The organism is Lentzea sp. CA-135723 (genome assembly GCF_050936595.1).
In the GTDB taxonomy this organism is placed as follows: domain Bacteria; phylum Actinomycetota; class Actinomycetes; order Mycobacteriales; family Pseudonocardiaceae; genus Lentzea.
In genome coordinates this window covers 1,879,263-1,896,253 of the sequence record NZ_JBNJMK010000001.1, presented here as the reverse complement: position 1 = coordinate 1,896,253, position 16,991 = coordinate 1,879,263, and the positions used below count along the sequence as shown (strand labels likewise).

Annotated in this window: 16 protein-coding genes; 11 read left to right on the top strand and 5 right to left on the bottom strand. The window is 69.3% G+C overall.

All coding sequences use genetic code 11. The annotated features are described in order from the left end of the window. Positions 1-20: 20 nt before the first annotated feature. The 3 genes from ACQEU1_RS08240 (at position 21) to ACQEU1_RS08230 (ending at position 4,213) form a co-directional block, all read left to right on the top strand. The gene (locus ACQEU1_RS08240) at positions 21-1,088 is read left to right on the top strand and encodes a ferredoxin reductase (RefSeq protein ID WP_433197932.1); all 1,068 of its coding nucleotides are present in this window, start codon (positions 21-23) and stop codon (positions 1,086-1,088) included. A 69-nt stretch (positions 1,089-1,157) separates the two neighbouring features. After that, entirely contained in the window at positions 1,158-2,276 is a 1,119-nt protein-coding gene (locus tag ACQEU1_RS08235) for a fatty acid desaturase family protein (protein ID WP_433197930.1), read from the top strand. 161 nt (positions 2,277-2,437) lie between these two features. Further along, positions 2,438-4,213, top strand: a complete 1,776-nt coding sequence (locus ACQEU1_RS08230; protein WP_433197928.1) for a CocE/NonD family hydrolase — start codon at positions 2,438-2,440, stop codon at positions 4,211-4,213. Positions 4,214-4,270: 57 nt separating this feature from the next. On the opposite strand, the gene ACQEU1_RS08225 is transcribed toward ACQEU1_RS08230, so the two are convergent. The 4 genes from ACQEU1_RS08225 to ACQEU1_RS08210 form a co-directional block, all read right to left on the bottom strand. Further along, positions 4,271-7,864, bottom strand: a complete 3,594-nt coding sequence (locus ACQEU1_RS08225) for a discoidin domain-containing protein (protein WP_433197926.1) — start codon at positions 7,862-7,864, stop codon at positions 4,271-4,273. 320 nt (positions 7,865-8,184) lie between these two features. Continuing rightward, complete coding sequence (locus tag ACQEU1_RS08220) at positions 8,185-8,679, bottom strand: YceI family protein (protein WP_433197924.1); 495 nt, start codon at positions 8,677-8,679, stop codon at positions 8,185-8,187. After that, positions 8,676-9,062 carry a hypothetical protein gene (locus ACQEU1_RS08215; RefSeq protein ID WP_433197922.1) on the bottom strand — a complete coding sequence of 129 codons (387 nt, stop codon included), beginning with the start codon at positions 9,060-9,062 and terminating at the stop codon, positions 8,676-8,678. Before ACQEU1_RS08215 ends, ACQEU1_RS08220 begins: the two co-directional genes overlap by 4 nt. A gap of 64 nt (positions 9,063-9,126) precedes the next feature. Next, positions 9,127-9,903: a crotonase/enoyl-CoA hydratase family protein gene (locus tag ACQEU1_RS08210; RefSeq protein WP_433197920.1), complete on the bottom strand. Its 777-nt coding sequence runs from the start codon at positions 9,901-9,903 to the stop codon at positions 9,127-9,129. A gap of 56 nt (positions 9,904-9,959) precedes the next feature. Here ACQEU1_RS08210 and ACQEU1_RS08205 point away from each other — a divergent pair, with 56 nt between their 5' ends. The 4 genes from ACQEU1_RS08205 to ACQEU1_RS08190 are packed head-to-tail and all read left to right on the top strand — an operon-like array spanning position 9,960 to position 12,214. After that, a complete protein-coding gene (locus ACQEU1_RS08205; RefSeq protein ID WP_433197918.1) occupies positions 9,960-10,559 on the top strand; it encodes a sulfite oxidase-like oxidoreductase in 600 nt (199 codons plus the stop codon). Next, on the top strand, positions 10,529-11,269 hold the full coding sequence (locus ACQEU1_RS08200; RefSeq protein ID WP_433197916.1) for a ferredoxin reductase: 741 nt from the start codon (positions 10,529-10,531) through the stop codon (positions 11,267-11,269). The genes ACQEU1_RS08205 and ACQEU1_RS08200 overlap by 31 nt, the downstream gene beginning before the upstream one ends. A 13-nt stretch (positions 11,270-11,282) precedes the next feature. Continuing rightward, entirely contained in the window at positions 11,283-11,543 is a 261-nt protein-coding gene (locus ACQEU1_RS08195) for a DUF6510 family protein (RefSeq protein WP_433197914.1), read from the top strand. Positions 11,544-11,566: 23 nt separating this feature from the next. Then, a complete protein-coding gene (locus ACQEU1_RS08190) occupies positions 11,567-12,214 on the top strand; it encodes an HAD-IA family hydrolase (protein ID WP_433197912.1) in 648 nt (215 codons plus the stop codon). 83 nt (positions 12,215-12,297) lie between these two features. Here the strand turns inward: ACQEU1_RS08190 and ACQEU1_RS08185 are convergent, their stop codons facing one another. Further along, the gene (locus ACQEU1_RS08185; RefSeq protein ID WP_433197910.1) at positions 12,298-12,705 is read right to left on the bottom strand and encodes a cupin domain-containing protein; all 408 of its coding nucleotides are present in this window, start codon (positions 12,703-12,705) and stop codon (positions 12,298-12,300) included. 241 nt (positions 12,706-12,946) lie between these two features. On the opposite strand from ACQEU1_RS08185, the gene ACQEU1_RS08180 reads away from it, so the two are divergent. From ACQEU1_RS08180 to ACQEU1_RS08165, 4 genes are read left to right on the top strand one after another with little or no spacing between them, the layout of a single operon-like run. Beyond that, positions 12,947-13,963, top strand: a complete 1,017-nt coding sequence (locus ACQEU1_RS08180) for a LacI family DNA-binding transcriptional regulator (protein ID WP_433197908.1) — start codon at positions 12,947-12,949, stop codon at positions 13,961-13,963. Positions 13,964-14,009: 46 nt separating this feature from the next. Next, positions 14,010-15,284: a sugar ABC transporter substrate-binding protein gene (locus tag ACQEU1_RS08175; RefSeq protein ID WP_433197906.1), complete on the top strand. Its 1,275-nt coding sequence runs from the start codon at positions 14,010-14,012 to the stop codon at positions 15,282-15,284. After that, positions 15,281-16,174, top strand: coding sequence for a carbohydrate ABC transporter permease (locus ACQEU1_RS08170; RefSeq protein WP_433197904.1), 894 nt, complete (start codon positions 15,281-15,283; stop codon positions 16,172-16,174). The genes ACQEU1_RS08175 and ACQEU1_RS08170 overlap by 4 nt, the downstream gene beginning before the upstream one ends. A gap of 1 nt (position 16,175) precedes the next feature. Continuing rightward, positions 16,176-16,988, top strand: coding sequence for a carbohydrate ABC transporter permease (locus ACQEU1_RS08165; protein ID WP_433197902.1), 813 nt, complete (start codon positions 16,176-16,178; stop codon positions 16,986-16,988). Positions 16,989-16,991 lie beyond the last annotated feature (3 nt).

Genomic DNA, 16,991 nt, shown 5'->3' with positions numbered 1-16,991 from the left:
AGGCGCATCAAGCTGGAGTCATGACGAGTGCCGCCCTCCGCAGCAGGGCGTGGAAACTGCTTGAGCTGGTCACGACGCCACTGCTGCCGTCCGACTACCTCGACCTGGTGAGCCCCCTCCGAGCGGGTGCTGACCTGCGCGGTCGCATCGAAGCCGTGCACCGCGAGACAGCCGATGCCGCGACCATCGTGATCCGGCCCGGCAAGGGCTGGCGCGGTCACGTCGCCGGTCAGTACATCCGCGTCGGGATCGACGTCGACGGCGTGCGCCTGTGGCGTGCGTACTCGGTGACGTCGCCGACGCACCGCGCCGACGGCCGCATCACCATCACGGTGAAGGCGATCCCGGACGGCAAGGTCAGCAACCACCTGGTCCGCAAGGCGAAGCCGGGCACGATCATCCAGCTCGACCAGGCGACCGGTGAGTTCGTGCTGCCCGCCGCCAAGCCCGCCAAGGTGCTGTACCTGACGGCCGGCAGCGGCATCACGCCCGCGATGGGCATGCTGCGCGACGCGAAGCTGACCGACGTCGTGATGGTGCATTCCGCACCGCGCGAGGAAGACGTGATCTTCCGCAACGACCTGCACGACCTGGTCGCGGACAAGTCGCTGACGCTGGTCGAGCTGCACACCGACACCGACGGCATGCTCGACGTCGCCGAACTGCACCGGCTGGTCCCGGACTGGGCCGAGCGCGAGACGTGGGCCTGCGGCCCGACCGGCCTGCTGGACGCCGCCGAGGCGCACTGGGCCGAGCACGGCATCGCCGAGAAGCTGCACACCGAGCGCTTCCGCCCGACCGTCGTGGTGGCGGGCGAGGGCGGCGAGGTCACGTTCGGCAAGACCGGCAAGACCGTCGACGCGGACGGTGCCACGCCGTTGCTGAACGTCGGCGAGGAAGCGGGCGTGCTGATGCCGTCCGGGTGCCGCATGGGCATCTGCTTCGGCTGCGTGACGCCGCTGAGGTCCGGCGCGGTGCGAGACCTGCGCACGGGCGAGATCACCCAGGCCGAGGACAGCCCCACCGCCCACGTGCTCGTCCAGACCTGCGTGTCCGCCGCGGCGGGCCCCTGCGAACTCGAACGCTGACCCACCACACACTTCCTCCCCCCGCGAAGTGGCACGTCCCCCGGCCACTGTCCCCGGAAAGCGAGTTTCATGACCGCCATCGACCCCACCGCGCACCTCACCGCAGAGCAGATCGAGGAGCTCGGCCGCGAGCTCGACGCGATCCGCGACGAGATCATCGCGAGCCGTGGTGAGAAGGACGCCGCCTACATCCGCAAGGTCATCTCCGCGCAGCGCAAGCTGGAGCTGACCAGCCGCGGCATCCTGCTGTTCTCGTTCTTCCCGCCGGCCTGGATCATCGGCACCGCCGGTCTGTCCGTCGCGAAGATCATGGACAACATGGAGATCGGGCACAACATCCTGCACGGCCAGTGGGACTGGATGCGCGACCCGAAGATCCACTCCACGACCTGGGAGTGGGACCACGTCTCACCCGCCGACCAGTGGAAGCACTCGCACAACGAGCTGCACCACACGTACACCAACGTGATCGGCAAGGACAACGACCTCGGCTACGGCATCATGCGCGTGGACGAGGACCAGAAGTGGCACCCGATCCACCTCGGCCAGCCCGTCTGGAACTTCATCAACGCCTGCTTCTTCGAGTACGGCATCGCCGCGTACGACCTCGAACTGGGCAAGAACCTCCACAAGCGCCGCCGCAAGAACCCGGAGTTCCGCGCCCGCGCCAAGGCCGTCGGCCGCAAGATCCGCAAGCAGGTCCTGAAGGACTACGTGATCCACCCGCTGCTGTCCGGCCCGTCGTTCCTCACGACCCTGGCGGCGACGTTCACCGCGAACCTGATCCGCAACCTCTGGTCCCACTCGGTCATCATGTGCGGCCACTTCCCCGAGGGCGTGCAGGTCTTCGAACGCCGCTCCATCAAGGGCGAGACGCGCGGCCAGTGGTACCTGCGCCAGATGATGGGCTCGGCGAACATCAGCGGCAGCAAGGCCATGCACTTCATGACCGGCAACCTGTCGCACCAGATCGAGCACCACCTGTTCCCGGACCTGCCGAGCAACCGGTACGCCGAGGTCGCGGTGAAGGTGAAGGCCCTGTTCGAGAAGTACGAGCTGGAGTACGTGACCGGCCCGCTGCCGAAGCAGGTGTTCTCGGCGTGGCGCAAGGTGTTCCGCCTGTCGCTGCCGAACAAGAAGCCGAAGGTCAAGACGCCGGACCGGGACAAGGAGCTCGTCGCGGCCTGACATCGGCCCCGGCGAAGGCTGCGGTGGCGCGCTCCGCCGCAGCCGGGAACTGACAACAAAACAGATCTTTCGGCCGTACCGGTGTCACGGCCGGACCCGGTGAGATCCGTTGGTGAGGGCCCGAACCCTGCAGCTACAAGGGGCCCTCCAACGGAGGAACCATGCGAAAGGCCTACCTGGTCGCGGCCACCCTGCTCACCGCCGCGACCGTCTACACCCCTGTCCAGACCGCGTCGGCCGCTCCTGCCGCCGTCACCGAGACGGTCTACGTCGAGTCCACAATCGACAGCGACTCGGACGGCAGGCTCGACCGGATCGCCGCCGACGTCATGCGCCCGGACACCACCGAGCGCGTCCCGATCGTCATGGAGGCCAGCCCCTACTACGGTCTGGGCGCGGCCAAGGCGTCGTCGATGAACGTCCCCAGGGGCTTCGGCCGCTGGTACGACGAGTACTTCGTCCCGCGCGGCTACGCGGTGGTGGAGATGGAGATGCAAGGCACCTCCCGTTCCACCGGCTGCCCGACCACCGGCGGCCCGGAGGACACCGCGAGCGTCAAGGCGGTGGTCGACTGGCTGAACGGCCGCGCGAAGGCGTTCTACGCGGACGGCCGGGAGGCGAAGGCCACCTGGAGCACCGGCAACGTCGGCATGCTCGGCGTCTCCTACAACGGCACGCTGCCGAACGCGGCCGCCGCGGCGAACATCCCCGGTGTCAAGACGATCGTGCCGATCGCCGCGATCTCCAGCTGGTACGAGTACGCGCGGGACCAGGGCATCGGCTACAAGGGCTGGGAGTCGAACTACCCGACCTTCCTCGCGAACTACGTGGTCAGCTCGGCGCAGAAGGCCAAGTGCAAGCCGGTCTTCGACAAGCTGTCGGCCGACGACGGCGACGAGTCGTGGGACTACACGCAGTTCTGGAAGGCGCGGGACTACCGGCCGGGTGCGCAGAACACGACCGCCTCGGTGTTCGTGGTGCACGGGCAGGCGGACTGGAACGTCAAGCCGTCGCAGTTCGGCCGCTGGTGGAAGGAGCTGCAGGACCGGGGGGTGCCGCGCAAGATCTGGCTGCACCGCGGCGGGCACCTCGACCCGATCTCGTTCCGGCAGGCCGAGTGGCAGCGCGTCATGGGGCTGTGGATGGACCACTGGCTCAAGGGCGCGAACAACGGGATCATGAACGAGCCGATGGCGGACGTGCAGAAGCCGGACGGCAGCTGGGAGCAGGCCGCGAGCTGGCCCCGGCCGAACACGCAGGACACCACCCTGTACTTCGGCCCCGCGGCGAACGGCATGTCCGGCTCGCTCACCACGACCCCGGTCACGAGCGGCACGCAACGCCTGGGGGACAACGCGAACCTCAGCGAGTCGCTCATGATGGCCAACCCGGAGACGGCCGACTCGCGCCGCCTCGCCTACGTCACGGCGCCGCTCACGAAGGACGCGCGGCTGTCCGGTGAGGTCCGGGTCACCGCGCGGATCGCGTCCAACCGGGCGTCGACGCCGCTCACGGCGTTGCTGGTGGACTACGGCCCGGCCAGCCAGGCGGTGCTGAGCGAACGCAGTCCGCTGCAGCTGTCCACCGAGACGTGCGCGAAGAACGACCTGCGCGACCGCACCGGCTGCGCCAAGCCGCCGGAGGTGTCGATCCAGGCGGTGTCGGCGACCATGCTGACCAAGGGTGCCGTCGACACCAAGAACAGGGTGTCGCTGGAGTCCTCGACCCCGTTGCCCACCAACGGGACCACCGCGGACGTCACCTGGAAGCTGCACGCCAGGGACGCGCTGATCCCGGCGGGGCACCGGATCGGCATCGTGCTCGTGACCAACCACAGCGGGTACATCGCGACCGACACCGGCGCGAGCGGCATCGCGCTGAACGTGTCGCTCGGCGTCAGCAAGGTGGTGCTGCCGATCGTCGGCGGCGCGATCTGACCGGACGGGCCCGGCACACCGCCTGTGGTGTGCCGGGCCCGTTCCCACGAGCTGGTCCTAGGTCAGCTTCGGGGCCGAGTTGTAGGCCTCGACGAGCAGCTTCGGCCGGTTGACGTCGCGCTGCGGGTCGATCGTCACGGTCCGGGTTTCCCCTGGCAGCAACCAGAAGTAGTTGTCGCTGTACAGGGTCGGCAGCACGCGGTCGGTGCCGTTGCGCTCGCGCAGCGACAGCCGGACCATCGCCGCGACCGTCTTGCCGGTGTTGCGGATGGTGGCGGTGTAGCCGTCCTTCGTGGCGCTCAACGTCGTCGTGAGCTGCGTGTACGCCAGCTGGTTGAGGGCGTGCATCGACTCCGGCGTGCGGTAGCGCCAGTAGGTGTTCTCGGAGATCTGCTTGCCCTGGGCGTCGGTCATCGTCAGCCGCAGGAGGTGGAACGCCGGCAGCGCGTCGGTGAACGGCACGGTGAACAGGTTGGTCGCCGTGGTCGCGTTGACGTCGAGCTTCTGCTCCTGGGCCTGGCCGATCGCCTTGCCGTCCAGGCCGAACAGCTGCGCGCGCACCGTCACGCCGACCAGGTGCGAGGCGGTGTGGTTGACGGCGGTGACCTGCCAAGTGGTCAGGTTCGCCTGCACGTGCCGCTGCTCGCAGCCCTTGCGGGAGCCGTAGAAGCTGCCGTTGACGTCCATGTCGTAGTCGTAGGTCTGCCACACGGTGGAGTGCCACGCCGGGTGCGACATCCACAGCAGCACGCCGGTCGCGTCGTTCCACAGCCGGGCGTTCCACGCCTCGAAGATGGCGCGCATGTTCTCGTAGTTGACGAATTGCGCCTTGCGGCAGAACTCGTCCAGGCTGCTCGACGGCGCGAGGCGGGCGTCGATGGCCGCCTTGTAGCCGTTGGGCTGCTGGTTGCTGTTCTCCGACCAGTCGTGGTGGTACCAGGCCTCGCCGATCGGCCAGCCCGCGTTGCCCTGGCCGACGAGGTTGCGCATGCTCTCGGCGGTGGAGACGGTCGGCAGGCCGATCTCGCTCCAGAACCCGAACTTCCCGCCGGTGGCCTCGCCGGTGCCGTACGTGCGCGGGTCGACCCAGCGGTAGGTGCCGTCGCCGGTGATCACGCCACTGGCCGAGTTCGGCTGGTACATCAGGTCGGTGTTGGTGTGGACGATCTCCCGCAGGACCTTGTCCACGGCCGACGGCGGGCTGCCCTCGTTGCAACCGAACCACACCACGCAGCAGGCGTGCGAGCGGTAGCGCAGCACGGTGTCCTCGGCCTGCGCGAAGAACTGCTCGTGGTTGGCGGGGTCGGAGGACCAGCCGAGCCAGAACTCGTTCCACAGCAGGATGCCGTACTTGTCGCACGCGTCGAACAGCTCGTCGCGGTAGGACGAGCCGACCCAGTTGCGGATGACGGTGAAGTTCATGTCCTTGTGCAGCGCCACGGCCGCGTCCGCGCGGGAGGCGGGCATGCGGCGCAGCAGCTCGTCCCAGCCCCAGCTGCCGCCGCGGGCGAAGATCTTCACGCCGTTGACCAGGATGATCAGCGGCTTCGGTGAGTTGTCCTTCTCCGCGACGTCGGTCCAGCTGTCGCCGTCCTGCGACACCTGGATCTTGTAGGTGGCCGCGTACGCCGTCTCCCAGCGCAGCACCACGCGGTCGAACGTCGTGGTGGCGCCGAGGTCGACCTGCACCCACTCGTTGTCGTTGTAGTTCGACGTCCAGCGGGACTTCGGGTCGCCGTCGGTCACGGCGCCGGGGGAGGTCCAGTCGGCGGCGGACGACGCGGTGGCGGTCTTGCCGCGCGCCAGGTCGGTGTCCGGGGTCTTGCTGTCCGCCACCGACATCGTGAAGACGGAGAAGCCCCAGTTCGTGGCACGCCGGCCGCCCTGCATCCGGACATAACGCGCCTGCTGGTATGGGAACTCGACGGTCTGCTCGGCCGCGCCGTCGACGATCGTGATCGGCAGGTCGTACTGGTAGGTGACCTGGCGGATGCCGAACTTGCGCTTCTTGCGGTCGCTCACGGCGTTCCCGACGGACGCGGTGAGCGTGAGGTCGTGCAGGGTCGGGTCGCCGTAGCCGTTGGGCCACCACAGCTTCGGGTTCTTGATCCGCAGCTGGGAGTGGGTCGACGGCGCGAACACGACGTCCAGCGTCGAGCTGGCCGGCACGGTGACGGTGCTGCTCACCTTGACGGCGCTGAACTCGGCGGTGACGGTGACGTTCTTCGCGGCGGCCTCGACGTTGCGGACCGGCACGGTGAAAGTGACCTCGGCCGTCGCCTTGTCCGGCAGCACGGTGTCGATGCGCGGGTCGCCGACGACCACGGCGCCGGTCGAGCGCAGCCGCACGTGGTTCCAGATGCCCGACGCGCGGTCGCGGACGGTGGGCATCCAGTCCCAGCCCGACACCGCGAGGTAGGTGGGGGAGTTCTTGAACATCGTGCTGTTCGCGCCGACCCACGCCTCACCGCGCGGCCCCTTGTCGCCGGGGCTGCCGGGGAACGGCATCGGCGTGATCTTCACGGCCAGGTTCTGGTCGCCGGAGCGGCGCAGCGCCGTCGTGACGTCCAGCGCGGCCCGCCCGAACGGGTTGCTGACCGCGCCGATCTTGGCTCCGTTGAGCCAGATCTCGGCCTCGTGGTTGATGCCGTCGAACTCCAGCCACACGTGCCGCCCGCTGCCGGTGTCGAGCCCGCGCGGCAGCCCGAACGACCGCCGGTACCACCACGTGTGCCGCGACAGCGCCTCGGGGATCTTGAGGTTGTTCATGCCGTACACCGGGTCCGGCAGGTGTCCCTGCTCGACCAGGGACGCGAGCACCGTGCCCGGCACCGTCGCCGGCACCCAGCCGCGCGTGTCCACGTTCTGGCCGGAGAGCGCGGCGCCGTCCTTGCCGGGAGCGAAGTCCTGCATGGTCAGCACCCAGCCGGACTCCAGCGGCACCGACCCGTCCGCCGCCACGGTCAGCGCGGGGTTCGGGTGGTCCTTCACCGGCCAGTTCGTCCAGCCCTTGACCGCGGGCCGGTTGTCCCTGCTCGTGCCGTAGACCTGCAAGCCGTTGAGCCCCAACGGGTTCGTCGTCGACCTGCGGGTGGCGGAGAACCTGATCCAGCGCGCCTTGACCGCCGGCGAGAACGGCACGGTGACCGCCCCGCCCGCACCGGACTCGGTGTGGTGCACCGTCCGCCACACCCGGCCGTCGTCGGAGACGTCGAGGTCGAACGCCACCGCGTAGCTCGACAGGATCTCGGTGCCGATCGTCTCGGCGCGCGAGGCGTTGGCGTCGAACGCGGGATCACCGGGCTTGGCCTCGAACGTGAGCACCACCGAGCTGACCTCGCACCGGCCCTGCAGGTCCACGATCATCCACTGACCGTCGCCCTGCCCGGCCCTCCACCCGGACCCCTGCACGCCGACCTGCGCGAGCCCGTCGACGGCGAACTCGGCGGGCGTGGCCGCGTAGTCCGTCGAGGACACCGACACGGGACGGAACAACGCGAGGTCGACCGTCTTCGGCTGCGCCGCCGCCTGCTGCGGAGCGGCGGACGCGGTCGCCGGCAGCAGGGTGCTCAACCCGAACCCGGCGAGCAGCCCGCCACCCATGGTCAACGCCTGCCGCCGCGAGACGCCGCTGCCGAAGTCCTGCGCCATTGCGTGCTCCGATCCCTGTCCTGACAACGTTGCCAGGAAGCTTCGGTGGCGTTAGCTCCCTGGTCAACAAGACAAACGAGACAGGAATTCGCGGCGACGACATCGATGTCATGCGGCTTGATCGGTCTTGGTGCGTTGTGCTGGGAGAACGGTACTGCGCCCGGCCGGTACCGGTCCCGCCGCGCGAAAAGACCGGTACAAGAGGTGGTCCGGTTTCCAGCGGATCCTTGGGTCCACTTCGGTGACCGGGCGACCCGCGCCGACCGTCACGACCGGCGCGTTCGCCGCGGCGGGGTCCGGTTCGTGACGGGCAGCCTGCTTCAGGCCGAGTGACGGATCGCCGCCGTCACCGTGATGTCGACCCACCGTCCGATGAGGAACGACGGCGCGCGGATGCCGAGCGCCCTGCGGTCCAGCCGCGCGGTGGCGGTGAGGACCAGGTCGTCCACGGTGACCACGCCGGTGAGCTCGGCCGCCGTGCCGCGGCAGGTCAGCGTGCCGGTCACCTCCCAGCCCTCGTCGACGGCCCGCGCCGACGACGCGGTGAACCTCATCGTCGGATGCCGGTCGAGGTCCAGCAGGCCGGGCCGGCGCAGGTCCAGGTCGCGTTTCGGGATGCCCGTCGCGATGCCGGACAGGTCGAGCGTGCCGCGCACACCGAGCAAGGAACCGTCCGGGCCGATCTCGACGGAACCCGCGGTGACGGGCACGGTGCCGTGTGCCTTGCGGCCCAGGTTGCCCACCGTGAACGACGCGGTGGTGCGGTCGAGGTCGGCCTGCCAGCGGCCGGGGGCGAGGGTGCGGACCGCGGTCATGACGTCGCCCCGTGCTCGAAGACCTCGTGGACCGGGTAGATCTCGACGCGGTCGGGGCCCGGCAGGAGGTCCGGGTTCTCGCCGGGCAGCAGCGTGGTGCCCATGATCGCGTCGCGGCCGGCGTGGAGGGCCTGCTCGGTCTCGGCGAGCGTCAGGATCACCTCGGCGCCGTCGGGCTGGCGCAGCACGTAGGTCCTGATGCCGCCGGGCACCGCCGCGATCGCGGGCCTGATGCGTTCCGCCGCCGCGAAGTCCTCGGCGGCCAGCTGCTCCGAGCTGCGGGGTCCGTCGAAGTAGATGAGTTGCGCGTACATGGTCGCCTCCTTGACGTGGTGGCCACCGAGTCTCATCACCGCACGGTCCGGGCGGATCCGTGCCAGCACGGAAGTCAGGCTCCTAGTGTCGCCGGGCCCGTGTCACAGATCGCCCGCGACCCGGACCTCGTGGTCACCCGCCTGCCGTGAACGTGCCGTGCCGGCCGGCGCCGCCCGCGAACCTGGCGGCGCCCGCCGCGCCCTCCAGCGCCACGATCGGCACTCCCGCCGCCCCCTCTGCCCGCAGCGCCTCCGCCAGCGGCAGGTCCAGCCCGCCGTAGGTCGAGGCCCGGTCCGCGAGCACGCACTCGAACGGGAACCCGGCGATCTGCTCGGCCAGTTCCAGCGCGGCCTCCAGGGCCTTGCCCGGCTCGACCACCCGGTTCGCCAGCCCGATGGCCAGAGCCTCCTCGGCGTGCACCGGGCGTCCGGTCAGGATCAGGTCCAGCGCCCGGCCCAGGCCGACGATCCTGGGCAGCCGCACGGTTCCGCCGTCGATCAGCGGCACACCCCACCTGCGGCAGAACACCCCGAACACCGCGTCGCTCTCGACGACCCGCAGGTCCGCCAGCAGCGCGAGCTCCAGCCCGCCCGCCACCGCGTACCCGCTGACCGCCGCGATCACCGGCTTGCTCAGCGCGAGCCGCGTCGGTCCCATCGGGCCGGCACCGCCGCCGGACGGGTCGAGCTCGTTGCGGCGCTCCGGATCGCCGACGGACGTCAGGTCGGCGCCCGCGCAGAACGTTCCGCCCTCGCCGGTGAGCACCGCGACCCGTTGCTCTGACGCCTCGAACTCCAGGAACGCGTCTTTGAGGGCCGCGGCCATCGGCCCGTCGACCGCGTTGCGGCGGTCCGGGCGGTTCATCCGGATCACCGTCACCACGCCGACGGTCTCGACCAGCACGTCCAATGTGACCTCCGTGATCAGCAGTGGCGTTCGGCGCGCCGCTGTCGTCTACTGACACGATGCCAATCGTCTCTCCCGGTTTCACCGGGCGGCGCCAGTCACCGGACGTGCAGTTGCCGCCCGGCCAGTACCTGGCAGAGGACTTCCCGGTCCTCACGGCGGGCCCCACGCCGCGCGTGACGACCGACCGGTGGCAGTTCACGATCAACACCGAGGCGGGTCAGCGCTACGACTGGTCGTGGCAGCAGCTGATCGAGCTGCCCGCGGAGAAGATCACCACGGACATCCACTGCGTCACCAAGTGGTCGAAGCTCGGCACCCGCTGGAAGGGCGTGTCGCTCGACGTGCTGCTGGAGGACGTGGAGACGGCCGCGGACTATGCGCTCGTGCAGTCCTACGGCGGCTACACCACGAACCTGCCGCTCGAGGACCTGATCGACGGCCAGGCGTGGGTCGCCTACCGCTACGACGGCGAGGAGCTCACGCCCGAGCACGGCGGCCCGGCGCGGCTGCTGGTGCCGCACCTGTACTTCTGGAAGTCGGCGAAGTGGGTCCGCGGGATCCAGTTGCTGCTGGAGGACGAACCCGGCTTCTGGGAGAGCGCGGGCTACCACGACTACGGAGACCCATGGCGCGAGCAGCGGTATCAGGGCGACTGACCTGGCGGGTGGCCGAACTGGCCGAGGCCACCGACATCACGGCGAGTGCCCGGAGCCTCGTGTTCGACGTGCCCGGCTGGCCGGGACACCTGCCGGGCCAGCACGTCGACGTGCGGCTGACCGCGGAGGACGGCTACTCGGTGCAGCGCAGCTATTCGATCTCCTCCGCGCCGGACGGGGAGCGGTTCGAGCTGAGCGTGCAACGGGTCGACGGCGGCGAGGTGTCGCCGTACCTGTGCGACGTGCTGCCGGTCGGCGCCTCGGTCGAACTGCGCGGCCCTGTCGGTGGCTGGTTCGTGTGGCGCGCAGCTGATGCGGCGCCGGTGACGCTGGTGGCCGGCGGGTCGGGCATCGCGCCGCTGATGGCCATGATCCGTACGCGTTCTTTTGAGGGCAGCCGGGTGCCGTTCCGGTTGATCTACTCGGTGCGCACGCCTGAAGACGTCTACTACGCCGACGAGCTACGCCGTCGTGCCCGTGAGGACGCCGGGCTGGACGTCCAGTTCGTGTACACGCGGTCGGTGCCGGAGGGATGGGCTGCGCCGCCGGGGCGGCTCGGGCTGGCCGGGGTGAACACCTACGCGTGGCCCGCCGACTTCGAGCCCCAGGTGTTCGTGTGCGGGCCCACCGGGTTCGTCGAGACCGTGTCCGACATCTTCGTGGCGCTCGGCCATGATCCTCGCCGCGTGCGCACCGAGCGCTTTGGCTGACAGGAGAGCACCGATGACCCACGTGGACGGGAACGCGCTGGCCGGCGACCTGCGGGAGATCTTCGCCGTGGACCTGACCGTCGCTGTTGGACAGTGCTCGGGCTGCGGCTACCGCGGTTCGGTCGCGTCGCTGCACGTCTACCACAACGCGCCGGGCGTTGTCGCGCGGTGCCCGCACTGCTCGGAGGTGGTCCTGCGGCTGGTGCGCGGGCGTGACCGGGCGTGGCTGGATCTGCGCGGCACCGTGAGCCTGGAGATTCCGCTGCCTTCTTGAGGGTTCGTGTTCGAGGGAGAACGATGAAGCTGGGCTGTGAGGCTGTCCTGTTCGACATGGACGGCGTGTTGACCGACTCGACCGTGGCGGCCGAGCGGGCCTGGACCCAGTGGGCTTCCGAGTACGGGGTCGATCCGGCTCTTGTGCTGTCCGGGTTGCACGGGCGCCGGGCTGCGGACACGGTTCGGATGCACGTGGCCGCCGAGCTGTGGGATTCGGCGTTGCAGCGGATCAACGCGATCGAGTTGGCCGATTCTGGTGCTACCGAGGCGATTCCCGGTGCGGTTGCGTTGGTGGAGTCGTTGGGGGCCGGTTGGGCGTTGGTGACTTCGGCGCCGGTTTCGTTGCTGGAGGCTCGGTTGGCGGCGGTGGGGATTCCGCTGCCTGGTGTGGTGATCAGCGGGGATTCTGTCTCGGCCGGGAAGCCCAGTCCTGAGGGGTATTTGACGGCGGCTTCGAAGCTCGGGGTGCCGATTTCCCGGTGTGTGGTGTTCGAGGACAGCGGGAACGGGGTGGCGGCTGGGATCGCGGCCTCGCCTGCTGGTGTGGTGGGGGTCGGGGTGGGGGCGCTGGAGACTCCTGCCGAGGTCGTGGTGGCGGATTTGCGGGCTGTGTCGTGGGGTGGGGACGGGGTTTCGATTTCTGGGGCGTTGCGGGTGCCGGCTTCGTAGGTCGTGACGACGCCTGGTGGTGGCGATTGGCATGCTTGACGGTGCCCGGTGGATTCGGGGCCGATGAGGTGCACTTGGTCACGTCAGGTGGTGGGGGACTGAACCCGCAGGTGGGAGCGGGCGGCGATCTCGTCGGCGTCCAGGTACGTCATCATCGGGACGTCGGGGGCGCAGAGCATGAACACGAGGAACCTGCTCTCGACGTCGGTGCGCAGGTTGGCGGCCTGGTAGTGCACCACGTCGCCGCCGGGCTCCCAGAACGCCTCGCCGGCTCGGTATACGCGGGGTTCCTCGCCTTCGAGCTCGAAGAGGATCTCGCCCTGCAGGACGTAGCCGAAGACGGGGCCGGAGTGCCGGTGCGGGCCTGAGCCGGGGTCGCCGGGCGGGATCGTGACGGTGGCGACCATGCCCGCGGAGCCCTGGGGGATGGCGGGGGAATGGTGCAGCAGGACGTCCAGTGAGTTCGTGGACGAGGGTCCGATGACTGTCATGGATCATGACGTTAGTGACGGATTGGTCCGCGTCCGTGGTCCAGTTCCGGACCGATTTCGTGGGCATTTGACGTGCTCAGCGGCGTCGAATCGGCGGTTCTGAGCGGCGTTGGCCTTGTGCCGGTCCGCGTCACGTGCCTATATTTGCCGAAACAGCCGTATGTAAGCGCTTACATCACAAAAGGTGACATGTAAGCGCTTACATAACAGTCAGCGACGACAGAGGCGGCAGGCAGCGCGTATGGGCAAGCAGCAGGTCTCGGCCGAGGCCAGGTCCGCGGGGGCGACCATCTACTCGGTCGCCGAGCACGCCGGCGTCAGCATCGCCACCGTCTCGCGGGTGTTGCAGGGTGCGACGGTCGTGGCCGAGGCCACGAAGCAGAAGGTGCTCGCCGCCGTCGAGGAGCTCGGGTACGTGCCGCTCGGCGCCGCGCGCAGCCTCGCGGTCCGCCATCACGAGGCGCACGGGCTGGTGCTGCCGGAGCTGTCCGGTCCCTACTACGCCGAGCTGCTCATGGGGTTCGAGGCGCGGGCCGCCGAGCTGGCGCAGTCCGTCGTGCTCGTGCTCACCAACAGCCGCACCGATCTGCCCGCGGCCGTGCGGCAGCTCGCGACGCGGGTGGACGCCATCGCGGTGTTCGGGTCGGCGGCCTCGGGTGACGTGGTGCGGTTGTTGCGCGCCAAGAAACCCGTCGTCGTCATCGCCGGCGAGGCGAGCGACGGGGTCGAGGCGGTGTCGGCGGAGAACCTGGAGAGCGCGCGGGAGCTCGCCGGGCACCTGCTCGGCCACGGACGGCGGCAGGTCCTGTTCGTCGGCGACCCGGACAGCGGGCCCGACATCCGCGACCGGTACGCGGGATTCGTTGCCGCCCATCAGGATCGCGGGCTCCACGCCGTCGAACCCGTGCGCGTCGCGTTGAACGAGGCCGACGGTCTTGTGGTCGCGCGGCAGCTGCTCGACGGCGCACTCCAGGCGGACGCGCTGATGTGCGCCAACGACGAGCTGGCGCTGTCGGTCATGACCGCGTTGCAGGACGCCGGGCGCACGGTGCCCGGCGACGTGGCGGTGGTCGGCTGGGACGACGTCATGACCTCGCGGTACGTCCGGCCGGGGCTGACGACGGTGCGGCAGCCCGTGCACGAGCTCGGCGCGCTGGCGGCCACCAGGCTGCACGAGCTGGTCGGTGGTGAGGCGGCGCGGTCGCACGCGCAGACGCTGTCCACGCAGCTCGTGGTGCGCTCTTCCTGCGGCTGCTGAAGCCGCAGTCCACTTGAGACCAACTCCGAGAGGAAGCGAGAAGCCGATGGCGCGCAGCACTTCCAAGATGCTCGCGAGCGTGTCAGCCCTGGTGCTGGTGCTCTCCGCCTGCGGGCGCGGGGACGAGCAGGGCGGTGGTCAGACGGGCGCGGAGATCGGCTCTGGGCCCGCCGCCGGGACGATCACCGTGTGGGCCATGGGAGCGGAGGGCGAGAAGCTCCCGGCGCTCGCCAAGGAGTTCGAGGACGCGAACCCCGGCGTCGACGTGCAGGTGACCGCGATCCCGTGGGACTCCGCGCACAACAAGTTCACCTCCGCGATCACGGCCGGGCAGGCGCCGGACGCCGCCATGGTCGGGTCGACGTGGATGGGTGAGTTCGCCGGCATGGGCGCGCTCGACCCGACGCCGCCGTCGATCGACAAGGGCGCGTTCTTCGAGGGCGCGCAGAAGACGACCGAGGTCGGCGGGACGTCGTTCGGCATCCCCTGGTACGTCGAGACCCGGCTGCTCTACTACCGCAAGGACCTCGCCAAGACGGCCGGGTTCGAGACGCCGCCGAAGGACTGGGCGGGCGTCAAGGAGATGGCCAAGGCGTTGCAGGCCAAGGCAGGCGCCAAGTGGGGCATCGGACTGCAGCCCGGCGGCACCGGGTCGTGGCAGTCGCTGCTGCCGTTCGCCTGGTCCAACGGCGCCGAGCTGACCAAGGACGACGGCAAGGCCTACAACTTCGACAGCCCCGAGATGAAGGAGACGCTGGAGTACTACGGCTCCTTCTTCTCGGAAGGCATCGCGGACAAGGAAGCGCCCGCGCAGCCCACGACCGAACCCGACTTCGCGAGCGGCCGCGTGCCGATGTTCATCTCCGGTCCCTGGATGATGTCCGCGGTCGAGAAGGTCGGCGGCGAGGGCTTCAAGGACAGGTACGACGTCATGCCGATGCCGACCAAGAAGACGTCGTCGAGCTTCGTCGGCGGCTCGAACTTCGTGGTGTTCAAGGAGAGCAAGAACCGCGACTCCGCCTGGAAGTTCGTGCAGTGGCTCGCCGACGCCAAGACGCAGGTCAAGTGGTACCAGTCCTCGACCGACCTGCCGTCGGTGAAGAGCGCCTGGCAGGACCCGGTGCTGACCGCCGACAAGAAGCTCGCGACGTTCGGCAAGCAGCTCGACACCGCGCAGTCGCCGCCCACCTTCGCCACCTGGGAGCAGGCGATCACCGCGCTCGACACCGAGGTCGAGAAGGTGGCCAGGTCCGGTTCCGACGCGGGCACGGCGCTCAAGGCGGCGCAGGCGTCCGCGGACTCCATCGGTACCGGCAAGTGAGCTCGACAGCGGTGCGCCGCCGCGGGGCAGAACGGGCGGCGTGGTTGCTGATCCTCCCGTTCTGCCTGCTGTTCGCGGTGTTCACGGCCTGGCCGGTGGTGCAGTCGCTGTTCATGAGCTTCACCGACACCCGCAACCGCGACCTGCGCACGCCGTTCGCGGTGGAGTTCGTCGGGCTCGACAACTACGTCCAGGCGTTCAGCGACCCGCTGTTCCGCACGGCCGCGGGGAACACCGCGTACTTCGTGCTGGTCGGCGTGCCGCTCACGCTGCTCATCGCGCTCACCGCCGCCGTGGTGCTGGACAAGGGCATCAACCGGTTCCGCGCGTTCTTCCGGCTCGGCTTCTACACGCCGGTGATCACGTCGATCGTCGCGATCGCGGTGGTGTGGCGGTTCCTGCTGCAGGACGAGTACGGGCTGATCAACACCATGCTCGGCTGGGTCGGCATCGACGGGCCGAACTGGCTCGGCGACCCGGACTGGGCGATGCCGGCGATGATCCTCATGGCCGCGTGGCGCAACTTCGGCACCGCGATGATCATCTTCCTGGCCGGCCTGCAGGCGGTGCCGCAGTCGTTGCACGAGGCCGCGTCGATCGACGGCGCGGGCGCGGTGTCGCGGTTCTGGTACATCACGCTGCCGTTGCTGCGCCCCACGTTGCTGTTCGTCTCGGTGACGACGGCGATCGGGTACCTCCAGTTCTTCGAGGAGCCGTTCGTGATGACCAACGGCGGCCCGCTCAACTCGACCATCTCCGCGACGATGTACACCTACAAGCAGTTCGGGTTCGGCAACTACGGCTTCGCCTCCGCCATGAGCTACCTGATCTTCGTCGTCATCGCGATCGTCACCGCGCTGCAGTTCCGGCTGCTGCGGGAGAGGAGCTGACGTGAAGAACCGCTGGTGGCTCTACGTTCCGCTCACGGTCGCGTTCGTCGCCGTCGTCGCGCCGTTCGCCTGGATGGTGCTCGGCAGCTTCAAGGGCGACGGCGAGATCCGGCGGAACCCGCCGACGTGGTGGCCGGACAGCGCGTCGCTCGACAACTACGCGCAGCTGTTCTCCCGCCTGCAGTTCGGCACGTACTTCCTCAACTCGGCGGTCGTCGCCGTGCTGGTGACGGCCGGGAACCTGCTGTTCTGCTCGGCGGTCGGCTACGCGCTCGCGATGCTGGACTTCCGCGGCAAGAAGGCGCTGTTCACGATCGTCATGGCGACGCTGATGATCCCTGGCGTGGTCACGTTCGTGCCGTTGTACGTGCTCGTCGTGAACGCGGGCCTCGCGAACTCGCTGCCCGCCCTGATCCTGCCGTTCCTCGTGTCGCCGTTCGGCGTGTTCCTGATGCGCCAGTTCATCTCCGGCCTGCCGCGCGAGCTGCTGGACGCCGGACGGGTGGACGGCGCGGGTGAGATCCGGATCTTCGCGCGGATCATCCTGCCGCTGTGCGGGCCCGCGCTCGCGACCCTCGGCATCCTCACGTTCCTGGGCAGCTGGAACAACTTCCTGTGGCCTCTCGTGGTGGCGCAGCAGGAGAGCCAGTTCACCCTGCCCGTCGCTCTCGCCCTCTACTCGACCGGGCAGAACTCCATCCAGTACGGCCTGCTGCTCGCCGGGGCCACGATCGTCGTCGTCCCCGTGCTGCTCGTGTTCCTCGTCTTCCAGCGGCGCTTCATCGAAGGCATCGCGACCACCGGCATCAAGTGAGAA